Source organism: Pseudomonas sp. NFIX49, from assembly GCF_900115915.1.
Classification (GTDB): domain Bacteria; phylum Pseudomonadota; class Gammaproteobacteria; order Pseudomonadales; family Pseudomonadaceae; genus Aquipseudomonas; species Aquipseudomonas pharyngis.
Genome location: NZ_FOYE01000003.1, coordinates 183,950 through 202,071, shown reverse-complemented (window position 1 = coordinate 202,071; position 18,122 = coordinate 183,950). Strand labels below are relative to the sequence as shown.

The window sequence follows — 18,122 nt, the reverse complement described above, 5'->3', positions numbered from 1 at the left end:
CATTGCCTCGGCAACGACTACAGAATTTCCGGAGTTCCCCATGCAACGCATCGACCACCTTCTGCCCTGGAGCCACCTGGGCAGCGAACGTTCCCTGAGCGTGTTTCGTTACGGCGCCGGCCCGCGCAAGGTCTACATCCAGGCCAGCCTGCACGCCGATGAACTGCCGGGCATGCGCACCGCGTGGGAGCTGAAAAAACGCCTGGCCGAACTGGAAAGCAACGGCCAGTTGCAAGGCGTGATCGAACTGGTGCCGGTGGCCAACCCGATCGGCCTCGATCAGCACCTGCAAGGCAGTCACATGGGGCGTTTCGAGCTGGGCAGCGGCAAGAATTTCAACCGCTCCTTCGTCGAACTCAGCGCGCCGGTGGCCGAGCGCATCGGGAGTCAGTTGGGCGGTGATGCCCAAGCCAACATCGCGCTGATCCGCCAGGCCATGGGCCAGGTACTCGATGAACTACCAGCCCCGGCCTCGCAACTGGAAGCACTGCACCGTCTGTTGCTGCGCCACGCCTGTGAGGCCGACATCACCCTCGATCTGCATTGCGACTTCGACGCCGCAATTCATATTTACGCACTGCCGCAGCACTGGCCACAGTGGCAATCCCTCGCCGCACGGCTGAAGGCTGGCGTGGCGCTGTTGTGTGAAGACTCCGGCGGCAGTTCGTTCGATGAATCCTGCTCCTCGCCGTGGTTGCGACTGGCCCGGGCTTTCCCGAACGCGGCGATTCCACCGGCCAACCTCGCCACCACCCTGGAGCTGGGTAGCATGGGCGACACCCGCGTCGATCAGGCCCAGGCCAATTGCGAGGCGATCCTGGGCTTCTTGGCCGAGCAGGGCTTTATCAGCGGCGAATGGCCGAAAGCGCCGGACGAATGCTGCGAAGGCATGCCGTTCGAAGGCACCGAATACCTGTTCGCCCCGCACCACGGCGTGGTGAGTTTCCTGCGGGATGCAGGTGAGTGGGTCGAGCGTGGCGATGCGCTGTTCGAAGTGGTCGATCCGCTGAACGACCGCGTGACCACCGTTCGCGCCGGCACCAGCGGCGTGTTGTTCGCCATCGATCGCGGACGCTACACCCAGCCGGGGATCTGGCAGGCGAAAGTGGCGGGGCGTGAGCCGATTCGAGTCGGGAAGCTGATCAACGACTGACACCCTATCCTCCGGATCACAGTGTTAGGCTCTGCCCCGAACCCTGCACTGTGTGAAGGAAGGCTTATGTTGAAGGTGTTTGCGCTGTTGACGCTGCTGGCGTCCACTGCCGTTCAGGCTCAGACCTCGCTGCAAAACGATCTGCCGCTCAACTACCTGGCCCAGGTGCACCCGGACGCCGAACCGCGTCCGCTGGTGATTTTCCTGCATGGCTATGGCAGCAACGAAGCAGACTTGATCGGTATGAAATTTCAGCTGCCCAAGCAGTACAACTACCTGTCGGTGCAGGCACCGATGGCGTTGGGAGAAGGGCGTTTCCAGTGGTTTCGCAAGAAAGGCGAAGGTGCCTACAACGGCGAGACTGATGATCTGAAGGCCAGCAGCCAGAAACTGCGGGCCTTTATTGCCGCTGCAGCGCAGAAATATCACGCGCAACCGGAGAAGGTGTACCTGATCGGTTTCAGCCAGGGCGCGATGATGACCTACGAGGTCGGACTGCGGCAGCCAGCGGCGGTGGGTGGCATCGCGGCGTTGAGCGGGCGGCTGTTGCCGGTGCTCAAGAGCGAGCTGAAGTCGGAGCAACAGCATCCGCCGCTGGAAATCTTCATCGGCCACGGCACGGCGGATGACCGGGTGCCGTACAGCGGTGGCACCGAAGCCGATGCGTTGTTGCAGAAGCTGTCGTACAAAACGCAATTTCATGCCTATCCCGGCGTCGGCCACAGCATCAGCGCGGCCGAGCTTCGGGATTTGAACGACTGGTTGCAGCAACTCAACCCGTGAAGATCATTTTTCCTTGAGGATGGTTTTCACCAGCGCCTCGTGACCGCTCTTGTCGCTGGCCCGGGAAATCACCTGGACCAGCGCCATGCGCGTGCCGGAACCGGCCAGCAACGTGGTGTTGAGAGTCTGGCCGCCGCCCTGGGTGGCGGTGCTGTCGACTTGGCGCAGGCCCAGGCCGTTGCCTTTCTGGGTCAGGCTCTTTTCGCTGAGCTTGTTGAAGTCCGGCAGGGCCTTGCGTTGGGCGTCGATGAAATCGGAGACGGTGCCGTCCAGAAACGCACTGTCGTTGTCCTTGACGTTTTTGCCTTCGGGAATCTGGTTTTCGGCGACGATGACCACAGTCTTGGTGGCGTCGTTGCTGTACATGGTGCCCTTGGCACCGGTCGGGCCGGCGGGCAGCGGGTCGCCGACAAAGCCCTTGGGCAGGACGAAACTGAATTTGCCTTCCAGCATCGAGACTTTCTCGGTGACAGCCTTCTCTTTGGCCTTGGCTGCCTGAGCATTGATGGCGCCGAAACCGGCCACCGCCGCCAGCAACAGGACGACGGCTTTCTTGCTAAGCAATGACATTCGAATCTCCGAGGGATGGTCGCGCTTGGGCGGCGATCATCCCACGGAGCACACCTGGCACTCCAGAGCGGTTTGTCCGGGCGGGTTCAGTTCGGCGAAGGTGCCGACGCGGGTTTGGCCAGCAACTGCCGGGTGACGCCCAGCATCGCCACCGAAACGGCCACGGCCACCACGAAACCACCGAAACCCAGATTGGGAACCGTCAGCGCCAGCACCAGACAAAACGCCGAAAACGAATACATCCCCGTCGCCGTCGCCTGCAACAACGCGGCGGTAAACGCCGGGCCACGGGTCTGCTGGGAGAACACCGCCATCACGCTGCCGAGCACCGGGAACACCGCGAGCAGACCGCTCCAGCGTTCGCCGACGGTGCTGGCCAGCATTGTCACCACCAGCGTGAGCGCGGCCCCGGCAATCATCCGCCAGACCAGCTTGTCCGACTTCGGCGCCGGGCCACTCACCACCGGTTGCACCTTGGGAAACAGGTATGGCGCGGCAAGAAGGGCAGTTGCAGCGGCGGCAATCGAGAGGGGCAGAGAGGCCGGTATCAGCGACAGGATCAACGCCAGCACGGCCCAGACCGATAAAGAAACCACCAACGCCAGCGGCCAGCTCGCCCGCTGCGCCACCTGCGCGTAAGTGATGCAAAACGCGATCATCGCAAACATGGCCGACAGCGCCGCCACCGCCGATTGCGCGGCAAACGCCGGGCCTTGCTCGATGGCGAGGAAAAACAGAATCGGCCCGACTACCACCGGCAACCCCGACAGCCACCCGGCGACGCTGGGGCCCCAACGCTTGCCCGCGAGGGAAATCAGCAGCAGGAAACCGGGAATCAGCAGCAGTTTGAGGATCAGCACGCAGGTGTCTCCTTCGGGTCAATAAGGGCCACGTTAGCATTGTGGTTCACGGATTGCTGCATATGCATGCAAAACATGTATACAAAAACATGGGTGTGATTGCCGACTATGCTCTGGGTATCAGGGTTTACCGGAGTCGATATCGCGATGAGCAATACACCGAAGTTGTTGCGTGGATGCTGCGGGATCGGCTTGTGGGCCTTGTTGCTGACACCCACCTGGGCCAGTTGGCAAGACGTGGTGCCCGGTGCGCAAATCATTGGCACCGGCGATTTCAGCATTTTCGGTTTCGACGTTTACAACGCCCGGTTGTGGAGCGCCGCGCGTCCATTGGCCGATGGTCAGCCCTTCGCCCTGGAGCTGATCTACCGGCGCAGCGTGTCCCGCGAAGATTTGGTCAAGGCCAGCGTCGACGAGATCAAACGCCTGGCAGGCGCCTCCATCAGTCCTGCGCAACTGGCGGTGTGGCAGGCCCAGATGCAGCAATCGTTCGTCGACGTGCAGGCCGGCACGCGGATCACCGGGGTGTATCTGCCGGGGCAGGGCGCGCGGTTCTTTGTTGGCCAACAGTTGCAGCACGAAATCAACGACCCGTTGTTCGCCCAGGCTTTTTTCAACATCTGGCTGGATCCACGCACACGCAATCCCGAACTGCGCCGGCAATTGCTGGGTACTGCCCAACCCTGAACGCAGCACATCGGCGCTTGGGCCTGCCGACTGAAACGTCTAAGCTGCGCCTTTCGACTTGTTTCTGGATGTGTTTGTGAAGTTCAGCTTGCCCAAAATCGCCACGGCGCCGTTCTGCCCGCCGGAAGTGGCCGGAAGTGTCCCGGTCGATCCCAACGCCTCGTTCTTCAAACGCGTGCTGCGCTTTGCCGGCCCCGGTTTGCTGGTGTCGATCGGCTACATGGATCCCGGTAACTGGGCCACCGCCATCGAGGCCGGTTCGCGTTTCGGTTACAGCTTGCTGTTCGTGGTGTTGCTGGCGAGTCTGGCGGGCATGGTTGTGCAATGCCTGTGCTCGCGGCTGGGCATCGCCACCGGGCGTGATCTGGCGCAGCTTTCCCGCGAACGCTACAGCACTCCGACGGCGCGGCTGCAATGGGTGCTGGCGGAAATCTCGATCATCGCCACTGACCTTGCGGAAGTACTCGGCTGTGCGCTGGCGTTTCACCTGCTGCTGGGTTGTTCGTTGACGTTCGGCATCGCGCTGACCGCATTCGATACGCTGCTGGTGTTGGCCCTGCAAAACCGCGGTTTCCGCCGGCTGGAGGCGATCATGCTGGTGCTGGTGGGCACCATCGGCGCGTGTTTCTTCGTCGAGCTGCTGCTGATCAAACCGTACTGGCCGGACGTCGCCCAAGGCTTCAAACCCTCACTGTCGGCGATCAGCGATGCCGCGCCGTTGTACCTGGCCATCGGCATCCTTGGCGCCACGGTGATGCCGCACAACCTGTACCTGCACACCTCGATCGTGCAGACACGGTTGATCGGCAAGGATCTGGCCAGCAAGCAGGACGCGGTGAAACTGGCGCGCATCGACACCATCGGTTCACTGGCGCTGGCGTTATTGGTCAACGCGGCGATCCTGATTCTCGCGGCGGCAGCCTTTCATCAGTCCGGGCACACCGACGTGGTCGACATCCAGGACGCCTATCACTTGCTCGATCCGCTGGTGGGCGGCGCGCTGGCCAGTGTGCTGTTCGGCGTGGCGCTGCTGGCTTCGGGGCAGAGTTCGACCTTCACCGGCACCATCGCCGGGCAAGTGATCATGGAAGGCTATCTGAAACTGCGAATCCCTTGCTGGCAGCGACGCCTGATTACCCGTGGGCTGGCGCTGATTCCGGCGTTCATCGGCGTGTGGCTGATGGGCGACGGCGCGGTGGGCAAGTTGCTGGTGCTGAGCCAGGTAGTGCTGAGCCTGCAATTGCCGTTTGCGCTGTATCCGCTGATTCGCATGACCAACGACAAACGGCTGATGGGGCCGTTTGTGAACCGGTTGCCGACCAAGATTCTCGCGTGGGGATTGTTTGTAGTGATCAGTGGGGCGAATGCCTGGCTGATTCTGCAACTGGCCGCGTAGCCGGTGTGATCGGCCCGACACTCCGCGCTCCAATGGGACGCAGAGCGTCCCCGGCTGCATTCCCACGCGGAGCGTGGGAACGATCATGCGTGAAGCGTGGGGCGATCATTACGATCATGAGCCAAACGCTTCGACTACAAAATCAATGAACACCCGGGTCTTGGCCGGCAGCAAGGTACGGCTCGGGTAGTACAGCGAAATCGCGCCGGCATCGCATTGCCAGTCGGGCAACAGCCGCACCAGTTCACCGCGTTCGATCTGCGCGCTGACATCCGGCAGCACCAGCATCGTCACGCCCAAGCCCAGCAGCGCAGCCTTGCGCATGGCCATCGGATCATTCAGCACGATGTTCGGGTTGAGCAGGGCGCTGGCCTGTTCGCCGGCCTCGTTGTGCATCTGCCATTGGCGCAGGCGCCCGGTGCGCAGGCCGCGCATGACGATGCCGTGGTGATCGGCGAGATCGGCCGGATGTCGCGGCAGTGTGCGGCCCGCCAGATACGCCGGCGACGCCACCGCCAGCACTTCGGCGGACGACAATGGCCGGGCGACCACGCCGGGCGTCAGCTCGAAGCCGCCACCAATCGCCACGTCATAACCCTCGGCGATCAGATCCACCTGACGATTTTCGAAGTTCCATTCCGGGCGAATCAGAGGATAACGCGCCAGAAACTCCGGCAGCAGCGGCAGCATGTGATCGATGCCGAATGTCGGCGGCAGGCTGATCTTGAGCACACCCGCCGGCTCGCCGCGCTCGGTCGCCACCGTCGCAATCGCTGCCTGCAAGGCGTCGAGGTTGCCGCCGATACTCGCCAGAAAACCCTCACCGGCCTCGGTCAGCGATAGTTTGCGGGTCGAGCGTTGAAACAGCCGTACGCCGAGGTTGCGTTCAAGAATCGCCACGTTGCGACTGACCGCCGCCGGAGTCAGCGCCAGCAACCGCGCAGCAGCAGAGAAGCTGCCGGTCTCGGCGCTGCGAACGAAGGATTCGAGATTGGCGAGGGTTTCCATGGATTTCGACCTGATAGTGATACTTGAAGATCATTCAAGGCATTACCGGCTAATCAAGTGGGAATGGCAAGCGCAAGATTCGTTTCGAGTCTTACCCCACTTTGAGGAGAACACCATGAGCACTATCGGAATCATCGGCGCTGGCGCCATCGGTTCAGCGTTTGCCAAAGCCTTGTCGCGTCAGGGCATCCCGTTGGTCATCGCCAACAGTCGCGGGCCGGAGACTTTGGCCGAACTGGTCGCAGAACTCGGCCCGACTGCCCGTGCCGTTACCCGAGAAGAAGCGGCGGCCCAAGACATCGTGCTGGTCGCGGTGAACTGGTCGAAACTGCCGATGGCACTGGCCGGGCTGCCGGACTTTGGCGGGCGGATCGTCATCGACGCCAACAACTCGATTGAAGCGCCATCGTTCAAACCGGTGGACTTGCAGGGTCGACCTTCCAGCGAAGTGTTCGCCGAGTGGGTGCCGGGCGCGCGGGTGGTCAAGGCGTTCAACCATTTGCTGGCGCGCTTGCTGGAAGCGGATCCGGCGTCGGAGGGGGGCAAGCGCGTGTTGTTCCTGTCCGGGGATGATGCGCAGGCCAAGGCGGAAGTGGGTGCGCTGATCGATCAGCTCGGCTTCTTCGGTATCGATCTGGGCGAATTGAGCGTGGGCGCGCGGCTGGTGCAGTTCCCGGGCGGGCCGTTGCCGGTGCTGAATCTGGTGAAGTTCGCCTGACGTCCGGGCAAAAAAATACCCGGTGCGACGTGAGTCGTACCGGGTTTGTTGCCAACGGGCAGTGGATGTCGTGGATCCGCCGCCCGCTGTTGAACCTCTTTTGCGCTTAAGCGCGTTCCAGTGCCAGGGCCACGCCCTGACCGCCGCCGATGCACAGGGTCGCCAGACCCTTTTTCGCATCACGCTTGATCATTTCGTGCAGCAACGTCACCAGCACACGGCAGCCCGACGCACCGATCGGGTGACCGAGGGCAATGGCGCCGCCGTTGACGTTGACCTTGTCCAGATCCCATTGCAGATCCTTGGCCACCGCCAGGGACTGTGCGGCGAAGGCTTCGTTGGCTTCGATCAGGTCGAGTTGGCCGATGCTCCAGCCGGCCTTGTCCAGGCAGCGGCGAGTGGCGGAAACCGGGCCGATGCCCATGATCGCCGGGTCGACGCCGGCGTTGGCGTAGGCGGCGATTTTCGCCAGCACCGGCAGGCCCAGGGCCTTGGCTTTTTCGGCGCTCATCAGGATCACGGCAGCCGCGCCGTCGTTCAGCGACGAAGCGTTGCCGGCCGTGACGCTGCCGTCCTTCTTGAAGGCCGGACGCAGTTTGGCCAGGGATTCGGCGGTGGTGTCGCCGCGTGGCTGCTCGTCGACCTTGAACGCCACCGGATCGCCTTTGCGCTGCGGGATCAGGATCGGGGTGATTTCATCGACAAAACGACCGGCCTCGATGGCGGCGGCGGCTTTCTGTTGCGACGCGGCAGCGAAGGCGTCTTGCTGTTCGCGGCTGATCTCGTATTTCTCGACCAGATTCTCGGCGGTGATGCCCATGTGGTAATCGTTGAACGCATCCCACAGGCCATCGCTGATCATGGTGTCGACGATTTGTGCGTGACCCATGCGCAGACCGGTGCGCGCGCCCGGCATTACATAGTTGGCCAAGCTCATGTTTTCCTGGCCACCGGCGATGATCACGTCCGCGTCGCCGCAACGGATCGCCTGAGCGCCGAGGTGCAGGGCCTTGAGGCCCGAGCCACAGACCTTGTTCAGGGTCATGGCCGGTACGGCGTGGGGCAGACCGGCCTTGATCGCCGACTGGCGCGCCGGGTTCTGGCCGGCGCCGGCGGTCAGCACTTGGCCCATGATCACTTCATCGACCTGGGCACCGTCCAGACCGGTCTGCTCAAGCAACTGGCGGATGACCGCTGCGCCCAGATCCACGGCGGAGACGCTGGCCAGCGATCCCTGGAAACTGCCGATCGCGGTACGCGTGGCGGCAACAATGACGACGTCTTGCATTTTCGAATTCCTCACTCGGCAGCGAACTGCATTTCTGGTACGTGATCCGGGACGATCAGCTTACCAGCGGTTTTGGCGACGATTTCCTCGACGCTGACGCCAGGTGCGCGTTCCTTGAGGACAAAAGCGCCATTTTCGATTTCCAGGTAGGCCAGGTCAGTCAGGACGCGCTTGATGCACCCGGCGCCGGTCAGCGGCAGGCTGCACTGGCTCAGCAACTTGGACTCACCGTCCTTGGACGCGTGGGTCATGATGACGATGATGTTGTCGGCGCTGGCTACGAGGTCCATCGCGCCGCCCATGCCCTTGACCAGTTTGCCGGGGATCATCCACGAGGCGATGTTGCCTTGTACGTCGACTTCGAAGGCGCCGAGCACGGTCAGGTCGACGTGGCCGCCGCGGATCATCGCGAAGGACTCGGCGGAGTTGAAGATCGACGCGCCGATACGGGCGGTCACGGTTTGTTTACCGGCGTTGATCATGTCGGCGTCGATGGTGTCTTCAGTCGGGAAAGGGCCCATGCCGAGCAGGCCGTTTTCCGATTGCAGCATGACTTCCATGCCTTCGGGGATGTAGTTGGCGACCAGGGTCGGGATGCCGATACCGAGGTTCACGTAGTAGCCGTCCTGCATTTCGCGGGCGACGCGTTGAGCCATTTGTTCGCGGGTAAGTGCCATGTTCTTGTTCTCCGTCAGCCTGGATTATTTGCGGATGGTGCGTTGTTCGATGCGTTTTTCGAACGTGCCGCAAATGACCCGGTCGACGTAGATGCCGGGCGTGTGGATGTGTGCCGGATCCAGCTCGCCGGGTTCGACGATTTCTTCGACTTCGACCACGGTGATCTTGCCGGCGGTGGCGGCCAGCGGGTTGAAGTTCTGCGCGGTGTGGCGGTAGATGACGTTGCCGAAGTGGTCGGCTTTCCAGCCTTTGACGATGGCGAAGTCGCCGGTGATGGATTCTTCCATCAGGTACTTGCGACCGTGGAATTCACGCACTTCCTTGCCTTCGGCGACCGGGGTGCCGACGCCAGTGGCGGTGAAGAACGCCGGAATGCCGGCACCGCCTGCGCGCATTTTCTCGGCGAGGGTGCCTTGCGGGGTCAGGACGACTTCGATGTCGCCTTTGAGCAGTTGCTCTTCGAACAGTTTGTTTTCGCCGACGTAGGAGGCGACCACCTTGCTGATCTGGCGGTCGGTCAGCAGCACGCCGAGGCCGAAGCCATCGACGCCGCAGTTGTTGGAGACGACGGTGAGGTCGCGGGTGCCCTTGCGCTTGATCTCGGCGATCAGGTTTTCCGGAATGCCGCACAGGCCGAAGCCGCCGGCGATCACGGTCATGCCGTCTTCAAGACCTGCCATGGCTTCCTCGTAGGAATACACGCGCTTGTCGAAACCTGCCATATGCACCTCTTTTATTGTTTGTCGGGCGGCTGGCTAGCCGAATGACTGGAGTGTCGCGCTCAAGGATATATTTGTTAAGTTGATTTTTAAGGTTGATTGATTGATAAAGCTCAATAGTTGGCTTTGTTGATCGTTCCCATGCTCCGCGTGGGAACGCCTCCGGGGACGCTCTGCGTCCCAGTGACGCGGAGCGTCACGGGCTGCGTTACCACGCAGACGGTTCGACGCCTCGACGTGGGAACGATCAAGACTCTGATAGGGAAGCATAGCGTTCATGACCATCAAGCAGATCCGCGCCTTTCTCGCCGTCGCCCAGAGCCTGAGCTTCGCCGTGGCCTGCGAGCGTCTGCACCTGTCGCAGTCGGCACTGAGCCTGACCATCAAGGCGCTGGAAGAAGGCCTGGGCGGGCGCCTGTTCAGTCGCAACACGCGCAACGTGGCGCTGACCCCGGAAGGGGAATCGCTGCTGCCGCTGGCCCGGCGCCTGATCGCCGATTGGGACAACGCCGAAGACGAAATGCGCCAGCGCTTCAGCCTTCAGCGCGGGCGGGTGACGCTGGCGGCGATGCCGTCGTTTGCCGGCAATCTGCTGCCGCCGATCCTCAAGACCTTTCGCGCGCGTTATCCGAACGTCAACGTCACGGTCAACGACGTGATCAACGAGCAAGTGCTGGAAATGGTTCGTGATCGTCAGGTCGAACTCGGCGTGGCCTTCGAGCCGATGCAGAACACCTCGCTGACGTTCACGCCGCTTTACCGCGATCGTTTCGTTGCCGTGGTGCCGCAGGATTCGCCGCTGGCTGATCGCAGTGACATTGATTGGCAGACCTTGCTGCAGGAGCCGTTCATCACCCTGCAACGACCGTCCACGGTGCGTGTGATGCTGGAAGAACACTTGCAGGCTCGAGGGATGAAACTGCCGGTGGAATTTGAAAGCCATCAACTGGCGACGGTCGGGCGGATGGTGGCGAGCGGGCTGGGCGTCAGTGCGGTGCCGGCCTTGTGTGCCGGGCAGATGCGCGAGTTGGGCGCGCATTGCCTGACCTTGCACGAGCCGGTGGTGGAGCGGGCGATTGGCGTGCTGACGGATCCGGGGAATGAACTGTCGGCGGCGGCGCAGGCGTTGTTCGACATCCTTAAGGCTGAGCATTGAGGCGTTGTGCCAGTAGCGGCAGCAACTGTTCGCACGACGCTTCAATCTTCAAATCCAGCAACTCATCCGCCCGCGTCTTCCCCAGATTGATCGCAATCAGCGGCTTGCCCCGATCCGCAATCACCCGGCACAAGCGAAACGCCGAATACGCCATCAGCGACGAACCGACCACCAGCATCCCGGCGGCATTTTCCGCCAGCGCCATGGCCCGCGCCGCCGTCGGCTGTGCCACGTTCTCGCCAAAAAACACCACGTCCGGTTTCATCCGCTCGCCTGCGCAATGCGGGCAATGCGGCACCTGAAAGCGCGCCTCGAAAGCCGGATCGAGCAGAGTATCGCCGTCCGGTGCCTGCACGGCATCGACGCCCGCCAGATACGGGTTCTGCGTTTCCATCAGTTGCTGAATCGAGTCCCGCTCGCTGCGCTGGCCGCAATCCAGACACAGCACCCAGTGCAGGCTGCCGTGCAGTTCGATGACATCGCGACTGCCGGCCTGATCGTGCAGGGTGTCGACGTTCTGGGTAATCAGGCCGCCGATCCGGCCGTGGCTTTGCAGACTGGCCAGCGCCTCATGGGCAGCGTTCGGTCGCGCCTGGCGCACCCGTGGCCAGCCGAGCATGGCCCGGGCCCAATAGCGCCGGCGCGATTGCGGGGCAGCGAGGAATTCCTGGTACATCATCGGCTGCCGGCCCCGGCGCACACCGTCGCTGTCGCGGTAGTCCGGAATGCCTGACGGCGTGCTGATGCCGGCGCCGGTCAGCACAATGAAGTCGCCGTCGGCCATGACCTGTTGCAAATAGTCGAGCGGGTCGGGGAGGGGACGGTCGAGCATGATCAGCGCTCCGCAGGCGGTAAGTGCCTTGCAGGTTAGCACCGACGGACGCCTCTTTTCAGAGGCGTCCGCTGCCCGAGGTTACTTGCGCGCCTCCAGAATCAGGTTGAACGGCGTCTGCGTCGCCCGCCGGAAGTGTTTGAAGCCCGCTTCGGTAAATACCTTGCGCAGGCGCAACTCGCCGGCCTGCGCACCGAGGCCGAGGCCCACTTCCTGGGACAGCGAATTTGGTGTGCAGATGAACGTTGACGCGGCATAGAACAAGCGTCCGACCGGCGTGATGTTTTCGTCCAGGGTGTCGTTGGCAAACGGCTCGACCAGCAGCACCGTGCCGTCGTCTTTCAAGGATTCAAAGGCGTGTTTGGCAGCTCCGACCGGGTCGCCCATGTCGTGCAGGCAGTCGAAATAGCAGATCAGGTCATAGTCATCGCCGGGATAGCTTTTCGCCGTGCCCTGGAAGAACCGCGCGCGACTGCTGACGCCGCCTTCTTCGGCCCGTTGGGTGGCGACGGTGATCGAAGGTGCGTGATAGTCGAAGCCGACGAACCGCGAGTTGGGATAGGCCTGGGCCATGATCACCGTGGACGCACCGTGACCGCAGCCGATGTCGGCGACCTTGGCGCCTGCTTCGAGTTTGGCCACCACGCCGTCCAGCGCCGGCAGCCACTCGGCGATCAAATGCCCCTTGTAGCCGGGGCGGAAGAAGCGCTCGGTGCCGGTGAACATGCACGGATGGTGATCGCCCCAGGGCAGGGCGCCGTTGCCGCGCATGGCTTTGACCAGTTTGTCTTTGTCATGGAAAAACGACGCCACCACGCCCAAGCCGCCGGCCACGTACACCGGCGAATCCTCCTTGGCCAGGGCCAGCGCCTGTTCTTCCGGCAGACGAAATTTGCCGTCGTGGTGTTCCATGTAGCCGGACGCCGCGTGGGCGCTCAGCCATTCGCGCACCAGTCGCGGGTTGCAGGTGGTTTTTGCAGCGAGGGTTTCGGGGCTGATCGGCTGGCTGTCGGCCATTGCCCGATACAGGCCGAGTTCTTCGCCGACAATGACATTGGCCAGCATCGCCGCGCCGCCCATGTCGTTGACCAGTTTGCCCATGAATTCATTGAGTCTGGCCTCGTCCATTTCATGTGCTCCTTTGACAGGATCACAGTCCGGTGGCGTTGGGGGTCGAGGCATTCACCACCGGGCGGTGGTCGTGGAAACGGGCAGGGCGACACTGCTGTCCTGCGTCCCCCTCGACTGGGTACTGATTGAGTCTAGCCGCTGTTGGCGCTGGCGGGAGCGGGCTGTGTGGATTTCGGGGTTGTGTATCGCGACGGTGTCTGTATCCCACTGTGTACAGGCCCGCCGCCGATACAAATCCCGCCACTTCCCCCGCATTACCCACACAGCCGCGATACACCCGCCGGTTTTACTGAACCTGTCAGTCGCCACGCCCGGCGGCTCCTCAGTAGAGATCTTGCCCATGCAGATTCCCCACCCCTCCTTGCAGGCCAGCGTCGGGCTCGGCCTGCGTCGCGGCCTGATGAAAGACCTGCAGGCCGCGCGCACCGGCGATTTCGACTTTCTCGAAGTGGCGCCGGAAAACTGGATCGGCGTCGGCGGTGCCCATGGCGCCGCGTTGCGCGAGCTGGCCGAGCGCTATCCGTTGTCCTGCCACGGGTTGTCGTTGTCGCTCGGCGGTTCGGCGCCGCTGGACGTGGGCTTTCTCCGGGAAGTGCGAACCTTTCTCGATCAGCACAAGGTGCCGCTGTACAGCGAACACCTGAGCTATTGCAGCGACGACGGTCACCTCTACGACCTGCTGCCGCTGCCGTTCACCGAAGAAGCGGTGCACCACGTCGCCGCGCGGATTCGCCAGGCCCAGGACATTCTCGGCAGGCGGCTGGCTGTGGAAAACGTTTCCTACTACGCCGCGCCCCGGCAGGACATGGACGAAGTGACCTTCACCAACGCCGTGCTGCGCGAGGCCGATTGCGACCTGCTTCTCGACGTGAACAACGTCTACGTCAACTCGATCAACCACGGTTTCGACCCGCAGACGTTCCTGGCCGCCATCGAGCCGGGCCGGGTGGTCGGGATGCACGTGGCTGGGCACTTTGACGAGTCCGACACGCTGAAGATCGACACCCATGGCGCCTCGGTCAAACCGGTGGTCTGGTCGTTGCTGGCCGACGCTTATGCCCGATTCGGCGCGCAGCCGACCTTGCTGGAGCGGGATTTCAATTTCCCCGCGTTCTCTGAACTGGTGGCCGAGCTGCAAACCATTCGCCGTCTGCAAATCGAAGGAGGCCCGCGTGGATAATCTTCTGCGGCAACAACAGGCGTTGACCCGCTACCTGCGCGATCCAGAGCATGAAGCGCCGCCCGCCGACATGAACGCGGCACGGGTCAATGTCTATCGCGATCTGGTGTTCAACAACGTCTCGCAACTGCTGGGCAGCACGTTTCCTGTGCTGATCCGGATCATCGGCCAGGAACGCTGGCGCACATTGATTCGTGGCTTCCTGCGGGACTACCGGGCGCAGACGCCGAAATTCGGCGAGATCGCCGAGGAGTTTGTCGGTTACCTGGCGTCGGAGCCCGCTGTATTGAGCGCGGGTGACTGGCCGGCGTTTCTGGTGGAACTGGCGCATTACGAATGGGTGGAAATGGTATTGCAGCAGTCTGACGCTGAACCCTTGCCTGCGAGCAATCCGGCGCACTTGTTGGAGCGGCCGTTGCAGGTCTCGGCGCTGGCCTGGGCATTGGCGTACACCTGGCCGGTGCAGATGCTCGGGCCGGATCATCAACCGGCCACGCCGCCGGCCCAGCCGACGCTGTTGCTGGTGCGGCGCACGACGGACTGGAGTGTGAAGTTTTCCGAGTTGAGCCCATTGGCGTGGCGGCTGTTGCAGCGGATCGACGAGTTCCCGTTGCTGAGCGGTCGCGAGCAGTTGCAAGGGTTGGCGATGGAGGCGGGATTGCCCGGAACTGCGTCGTTCATGGACAGCGGACTGGCGTTGCTGCGCCAGATGCATGAGGACGGTGTGATCGGCATTGTCTGAAATCAGTCGTCAGCAGCCAGCCAGCGTGGAGGATCAGGATGAAGGCGGTAGAAGCGACGCAGTTGTGCCATGTCCTTCTCGAACCAGTCACCCAGCCATTGTTTGTATTGCCGCTGAGCCGACGTTTGGACAGAGGGTTGCCCGAGGCAGTCATACACCGCCTGCGCGGCTTGCATGCCGGTCATCAAGGCCTTGAGCACGCCATGGGAAGACGCCGGGTCAAGCTGACTGGCCGCGTCGCCGACCATGAAGTAGCCGCCACCGGCTGCTGCGGTGCTGATGCGCCACGTCACATCGGCGCCGTGGATGGCGCCTTGCGTGGGCAAGTGTTGCAGCGGTTCCGGCACGGTTGGGTGGCCAAGGTTTGGCGCTTCGAATGCCAGATGCGTCCAGTGCGTCAATTGCGCCTGTACCCTGGCGATCCACGTCCATCCAGCAGGGCCCGCCGACAAGTGCGGTGCGTGTTGGTAAGCGAGTGGACAACCCCGGACGTAACCGTAGCGGGCAATCAGGCGTGGCGAACAGCGGCGGATGGTCAATCCCAGCTGTCGATGCAGCCAGGCTGACGCGCCGCTGGCATCGATCACATAGTCGGCGTGCAACGGGCCTGAATCGGTTCTGACACCGGTCACACGATTTTTCTCGCTGAGGACGGCGAGCGCGCGAGACGGCTGGTACACCATCACCCCCAGCGCTGCGGCGTGCTGCAATAGCGCTGTGTCCAGCGTTGCCCGGGGAATCTGAAAGCCCCGCCATGGACCCTTGTCGTCACTACCGAAACCGTTGAAACGCAACGGCTCGTTCCATTGCACCCAATACCCGTTGAAACGCAACGCATCCTGCGCACACAGTTGCCCGGCGACGCCCAGTTGCTGCAAAACAGGTTCAATGCCTGGATGCAGGCTCTCACCGGGACGAAATCGCGGGAAGTCATGACGCTCGATCAATGCCGCGCGCAAGCCGCGCTGTGCGCAACCGATCGCCGCCGCAGACCCTGCCGGACCGCCGCCGATCACCACGACATCAAAGGACTTCAAGGGCGAGCTGCCACGTGGTGTTTTCGTGTTTGACCAGTATCGTTTCGGCGCTGGCAAACAGTCGTACCAGTTGCTTGACCTGCACATCCCTCCATCTGAAGTCTTCGACAGGGATGCTTTCGGTGCCACGTTTGTATATCAGGAAGCGAAAGACCCAACCGCGTAACACGATGCCGACCTGCTGTTGCGCCGAATCAAGTTCCGGGTCGGGGCGCTGCACACGGATGAAGGACAGCAACGGCCACGTATTACGCAAGGTCATGTCGGTTCCCGCACCGAGTACGTTGTACACGCGGTACATCGAGAGCACCCGGTCTTGATATTCCTGCTGGGTTATTGCGCCGGTCTGTTGCAGGGAGAATCTGTTTTCAAGGGCGACTTGTGTGTAATCGCTGTATTCGTAGGCGCGATAGCGGACGAACATCCGACCCTGATTCTGGATCAGTTGCGGGGGTGGCTGGTTGTCCCAGGCGACGTTGCCGGTTCCGGTTTCCGCATCGGTCAACGGGATGATGGTGGGCAGGCTGGAGCGTGGTTCGTATATGCGAGCGGAATCGGGTGCCAGGCCTGGCCAGAAAGAGCCCAATGCTGCGCAGATTCTTGCATCCTCGGGAAAAGGGCTGGCCATCTGGTAACCGGCGAGACGGTTGATCCAGCTGCCGTCCGGGCTCTGCTCGCGAACCTGGCCCACCCCCCACCCGGGGGCGAAAAGCCCGGCTTCGCCGTCCGGCAATGTAGAAGGGCGATCAATACCGGGAAGGTGTGTGCCTGCCAACGGCGTTGAGCCAAGCTTGTGCGGCAAGCCGACTATCGCGGTGACTCCTCGATCCTCCGGGGAGAACGGTTGACCCTTGAGGGCCAGGTTGGGGCAATAGCGCACATTCGATAACGCCTGCAGTCGGGCATGCCAGATGTTCGGGTCGGTAAAGGCTGGCACCTGGCTGGCCCAGTGCATCAGGCGGCGCGGGTGGCAAAACGGAAAGAAATCCGGGGGGGCAATGATCGAATAGGCAGGTATCGACTGCAGATGCCCCAGCGACGTGCAGTGCGCACTGATACAACCGTCGGCCGTGCCGTCCCGATGGTGCAGGGCGCGATAGCCGCCTTGCCTCACCAGCTCGGCGACACCCTCGCGGTGGTTCAGATCTTCGATCGTGCCATCGTCGTGGAGCATTGACCGACCGTGGATCATGCCTCCCGAGTCCCTGGGCATCGTGAATGACAACAACTGGCCCCGGTAATGGGCCTGCTCGGCGAGCCTGGGTCTGGGCCGGGGCAACAGTAGACTCGACCCCGATCCGCGCTCCACCTCCAGCGTTGCCAGACCATCGGTGATGACAAATGGGTATTGGGAAATATCCGGTTCTTGCCAGCCGGTGTCGCTGTGACGCAGATGGATGTGGCGAATCTTTTCATTGATATGAAAAGCTTTGAATTTCACCTCCAGATCCAGTCCCGCAAGGCATTCCTTGCCATCGAACAGCTTGTGCATCGGCACCCAGAATTTCAGTGCGGGATCGACGTCTGGCTGAGCATCCATCGGGCCGAACTGTTCGTGATTTCCTTGGCGTTGCACGGCGATATAGGCGCTGTAATGCACCGGCATTATGCGAATGCCATAGGCGTCATTCTCAACGAAGGGCAAGAATGAGCGCAGATCGGGGGAGTACAGTTCGCTGCTATTGCCTACACGGGCAATGCCTGTACGCGAATAACACAGATCGGCGTGCTCACCATGCACCGTGTCGGCGGCGCAACGGTATTCGCTGGCAAACACTGCCACGGCCAGCGGTTCGCCCTGGACTTGTCGCTGTAAATCCTTGAGCGTGGGCGGCTGGACGCCGAAGACATAGTTCAGCACCGCCTCGATTTCGGCTGGGGTTGGATACGTTTGCAGGGGCTGACCGCCCGCGTCGCGCGTGACCCGTGGTGACGCCAATGCATGAAAGAGCAGGCTCTGAGCGGGCCGGGAAGGTTCGATCGCTCGATTGCCGGCCGGGCAAAAGTCCTCGAAACCGGGAACAGTCCGGTCGATACGCAGCGGTTTGAGCAGTTCGGCCTTGAGCGGTACCGCAAGAATGTCCAGACCATGGGCCAGCAACAGCGAGTGCCAGCCACCCGGCGCGAGCCGCTGGCATGCTTGATTGACAGTTTCGAGCAGAGACATGGTTCACCACGCGACGG

At 62.3% G+C, this 18,122-nt stretch carries 18 protein-coding genes; 8 read left to right on the top strand and 10 right to left on the bottom strand.

The window, feature by feature from the left end; all coding sequences use genetic code 11:
- Positions 1-40: 40 nt before the first annotated feature.
- Complete coding sequence (locus tag BMZ46_RS09140) at positions 41-1,153, top strand: succinylglutamate desuccinylase/aspartoacylase family protein (protein WP_074687786.1); 1,113 nt, start codon at positions 41-43, stop codon at positions 1,151-1,153.
- 66 nt (positions 1,154-1,219) lie between these two features.
- Positions 1,220-1,936 (top strand): alpha/beta hydrolase, encoded by a 717-nt coding sequence (locus tag BMZ46_RS09135; protein WP_074687787.1) that lies wholly within the window; start codon positions 1,220-1,222, stop codon positions 1,934-1,936.
- Between the two features lie 3 nt (positions 1,937-1,939).
- On the opposite strand, the gene BMZ46_RS09130 is transcribed toward BMZ46_RS09135, so the two are convergent.
- Positions 1,940-2,506 (bottom strand): DcrB/PsbP domain-containing protein, encoded by a 567-nt coding sequence (locus BMZ46_RS09130; RefSeq protein ID WP_074687788.1) that lies wholly within the window; start codon positions 2,504-2,506, stop codon positions 1,940-1,942.
- A gap of 86 nt (positions 2,507-2,592) precedes the next feature.
- Positions 2,593-3,366 carry a hypothetical protein gene (locus BMZ46_RS09125; protein WP_074687789.1) on the bottom strand — a complete coding sequence of 258 codons (774 nt, stop codon included), beginning with the start codon at positions 3,364-3,366 and terminating at the stop codon, positions 2,593-2,595.
- Between the two features lie 147 nt (positions 3,367-3,513).
- Here BMZ46_RS09125 and BMZ46_RS09120 point away from each other — a divergent pair, with 147 nt between their 5' ends.
- Both BMZ46_RS09120 and BMZ46_RS09115 read left to right on the top strand, forming a co-directional pair.
- Positions 3,514-4,053 carry a chalcone isomerase family protein gene (locus BMZ46_RS09120; protein ID WP_074687790.1) on the top strand — a complete coding sequence of 180 codons (540 nt, stop codon included), beginning with the start codon at positions 3,514-3,516 and terminating at the stop codon, positions 4,051-4,053.
- Between the two features lie 76 nt (positions 4,054-4,129).
- Positions 4,130-5,449: an Nramp family divalent metal transporter gene (locus BMZ46_RS09115; protein ID WP_074687892.1), complete on the top strand. Its 1,320-nt coding sequence runs from the start codon at positions 4,130-4,132 to the stop codon at positions 5,447-5,449.
- A gap of 114 nt (positions 5,450-5,563) precedes the next feature.
- Here BMZ46_RS09115 and BMZ46_RS09110 read toward each other — a convergent pair whose 3' ends face one another.
- Positions 5,564-6,457: a LysR family transcriptional regulator gene (locus BMZ46_RS09110; RefSeq protein ID WP_074687791.1), complete on the bottom strand. Its 894-nt coding sequence runs from the start codon at positions 6,455-6,457 to the stop codon at positions 5,564-5,566.
- A 115-nt stretch (positions 6,458-6,572) separates the two neighbouring features.
- Between BMZ46_RS09110 and BMZ46_RS09105 the strand changes: the two genes are divergently transcribed.
- Complete coding sequence (locus BMZ46_RS09105) at positions 6,573-7,175, top strand: NADPH-dependent F420 reductase (protein ID WP_074687792.1); 603 nt, start codon at positions 6,573-6,575, stop codon at positions 7,173-7,175.
- Positions 7,176-7,281: 106 nt separating this feature from the next.
- On the opposite strand, the gene BMZ46_RS09100 is transcribed toward BMZ46_RS09105, so the two are convergent.
- Genes BMZ46_RS09100 through BMZ46_RS09090 form a run of 3 tightly spaced genes read right to left on the bottom strand, consistent with a single transcriptional unit; the run spans position 7,282 to position 9,863 of the window.
- Complete coding sequence (locus BMZ46_RS09100) at positions 7,282-8,463, bottom strand: acetyl-CoA C-acetyltransferase (protein WP_039767824.1); 1,182 nt, start codon at positions 8,461-8,463, stop codon at positions 7,282-7,284.
- Between the two features lie 11 nt (positions 8,464-8,474).
- Positions 8,475-9,140 carry a CoA transferase subunit B gene (locus BMZ46_RS09095; protein WP_039767826.1) on the bottom strand — a complete coding sequence of 222 codons (666 nt, stop codon included), beginning with the start codon at positions 9,138-9,140 and terminating at the stop codon, positions 8,475-8,477.
- 24 nt (positions 9,141-9,164) lie between these two features.
- Positions 9,165-9,863 carry a CoA transferase subunit A gene (locus BMZ46_RS09090; protein ID WP_007956274.1) on the bottom strand — a complete coding sequence of 233 codons (699 nt, stop codon included), beginning with the start codon at positions 9,861-9,863 and terminating at the stop codon, positions 9,165-9,167.
- 274 nt (positions 9,864-10,137) lie between these two features.
- On the opposite strand from BMZ46_RS09090, the gene BMZ46_RS09085 reads away from it, so the two are divergent.
- Positions 10,138-11,016, top strand: coding sequence for a LysR family transcriptional regulator (locus tag BMZ46_RS09085; protein ID WP_039767829.1), 879 nt, complete (start codon positions 10,138-10,140; stop codon positions 11,014-11,016).
- Here BMZ46_RS09085 and BMZ46_RS09080 read toward each other — a convergent pair.
- Together BMZ46_RS09080 and BMZ46_RS09075 are read right to left on the bottom strand one after the other, a co-directional pair.
- Positions 11,000-11,848, bottom strand: coding sequence for an NAD-dependent protein deacetylase (locus BMZ46_RS09080; protein ID WP_074687793.1), 849 nt, complete (start codon positions 11,846-11,848; stop codon positions 11,000-11,002). The genes BMZ46_RS09085 and BMZ46_RS09080 overlap by 17 nt on opposite strands.
- A gap of 81 nt (positions 11,849-11,929) precedes the next feature.
- Complete coding sequence (locus tag BMZ46_RS09075) at positions 11,930-12,976, bottom strand: class I SAM-dependent methyltransferase (protein WP_074687794.1); 1,047 nt, start codon at positions 12,974-12,976, stop codon at positions 11,930-11,932.
- 343 nt (positions 12,977-13,319) lie between these two features.
- Between BMZ46_RS09075 and BMZ46_RS09065 the strand changes: the two genes are divergently transcribed.
- Together BMZ46_RS09065 and BMZ46_RS09060 are read left to right on the top strand one after the other, a co-directional pair.
- A complete protein-coding gene (locus tag BMZ46_RS09065; RefSeq protein ID WP_074687795.1) occupies positions 13,320-14,159 on the top strand; it encodes an HvfB family MNIO-type RiPP peptide maturase in 840 nt (279 codons plus the stop codon).
- A complete protein-coding gene (locus BMZ46_RS09060) occupies positions 14,152-14,901 on the top strand; it encodes an HvfC family RiPP maturation protein (protein ID WP_074687796.1) in 750 nt (249 codons plus the stop codon). Before BMZ46_RS09065 ends, BMZ46_RS09060 begins: the two co-directional genes overlap by 8 nt.
- 2 nt (positions 14,902-14,903) lie before the next feature.
- On the opposite strand, the gene BMZ46_RS09055 is transcribed toward BMZ46_RS09060, so the two are convergent.
- Entirely contained in the window at positions 14,904-15,938 is a 1,035-nt protein-coding gene (locus BMZ46_RS09055) for an NAD(P)/FAD-dependent oxidoreductase (RefSeq protein ID WP_074687797.1), read from the bottom strand.
- The gene (locus BMZ46_RS09050) at positions 15,925-18,105 is read right to left on the bottom strand and encodes a hypothetical protein (RefSeq protein WP_074687798.1); all 2,181 of its coding nucleotides are present in this window, start codon (positions 18,103-18,105) and stop codon (positions 15,925-15,927) included. The genes BMZ46_RS09055 and BMZ46_RS09050 overlap by 14 nt, the downstream gene beginning before the upstream one ends.
- Positions 18,106-18,122 lie beyond the last annotated feature (17 nt).

Coding starts and splice junctions, on each gene's coding strand:
- BMZ46_RS09140 (WP_074687786.1), top strand. CDS start 41: ATGCAACGCATCGACCACCTTCTGCCCTGGAGCCACCTGGGCAGCGAA.
- BMZ46_RS09135 (WP_074687787.1), top strand. CDS start 1,220: ATGTTGAAGGTGTTTGCGCTGTTGACGCTGCTGGCGTCCACTGCCGTT.
- BMZ46_RS09130 (WP_074687788.1), bottom strand. CDS start 2,506: ATGTCATTGCTTAGCAAGAAAGCCGTCGTCCTGTTGCTGGCGGCGGTG.
- BMZ46_RS09120 (WP_074687790.1), top strand. CDS start 3,514: ATGAGCAATACACCGAAGTTGTTGCGTGGATGCTGCGGGATCGGCTTG.
- BMZ46_RS09110 (WP_074687791.1), bottom strand. CDS start 6,457: ATGGAAACCCTCGCCAATCTCGAATCCTTCGTTCGCAGCGCCGAGACC.
- BMZ46_RS09105 (WP_074687792.1), top strand. CDS start 6,573: ATGAGCACTATCGGAATCATCGGCGCTGGCGCCATCGGTTCAGCGTTT.
- BMZ46_RS09100 (WP_039767824.1), bottom strand. CDS start 8,463: ATGCAAGACGTCGTCATTGTTGCCGCCACGCGTACCGCGATCGGCAGT.
- BMZ46_RS09095 (WP_039767826.1), bottom strand. CDS start 9,140: ATGGCACTTACCCGCGAACAAATGGCTCAACGCGTCGCCCGCGAAATG.
- BMZ46_RS09090 (WP_007956274.1), bottom strand. CDS start 9,863: ATGGCAGGTTTCGACAAGCGCGTGTATTCCTACGAGGAAGCCATGGCA.
- BMZ46_RS09085 (WP_039767829.1), top strand. CDS start 10,138: ATGACCATCAAGCAGATCCGCGCCTTTCTCGCCGTCGCCCAGAGCCTG.
- BMZ46_RS09080 (WP_074687793.1), bottom strand. CDS start 11,848: ATGCTCGACCGTCCCCTCCCCGACCCGCTCGACTATTTGCAACAGGTC.
- BMZ46_RS09075 (WP_074687794.1), bottom strand. CDS start 12,976: ATGGACGAGGCCAGACTCAATGAATTCATGGGCAAACTGGTCAACGAC.
- BMZ46_RS09065 (WP_074687795.1), top strand. CDS start 13,320: ATGCAGATTCCCCACCCCTCCTTGCAGGCCAGCGTCGGGCTCGGCCTG.
- BMZ46_RS09050 (WP_074687798.1), bottom strand. CDS start 18,105: ATGTCTCTGCTCGAAACTGTCAATCAAGCATGCCAGCGGCTCGCGCCG.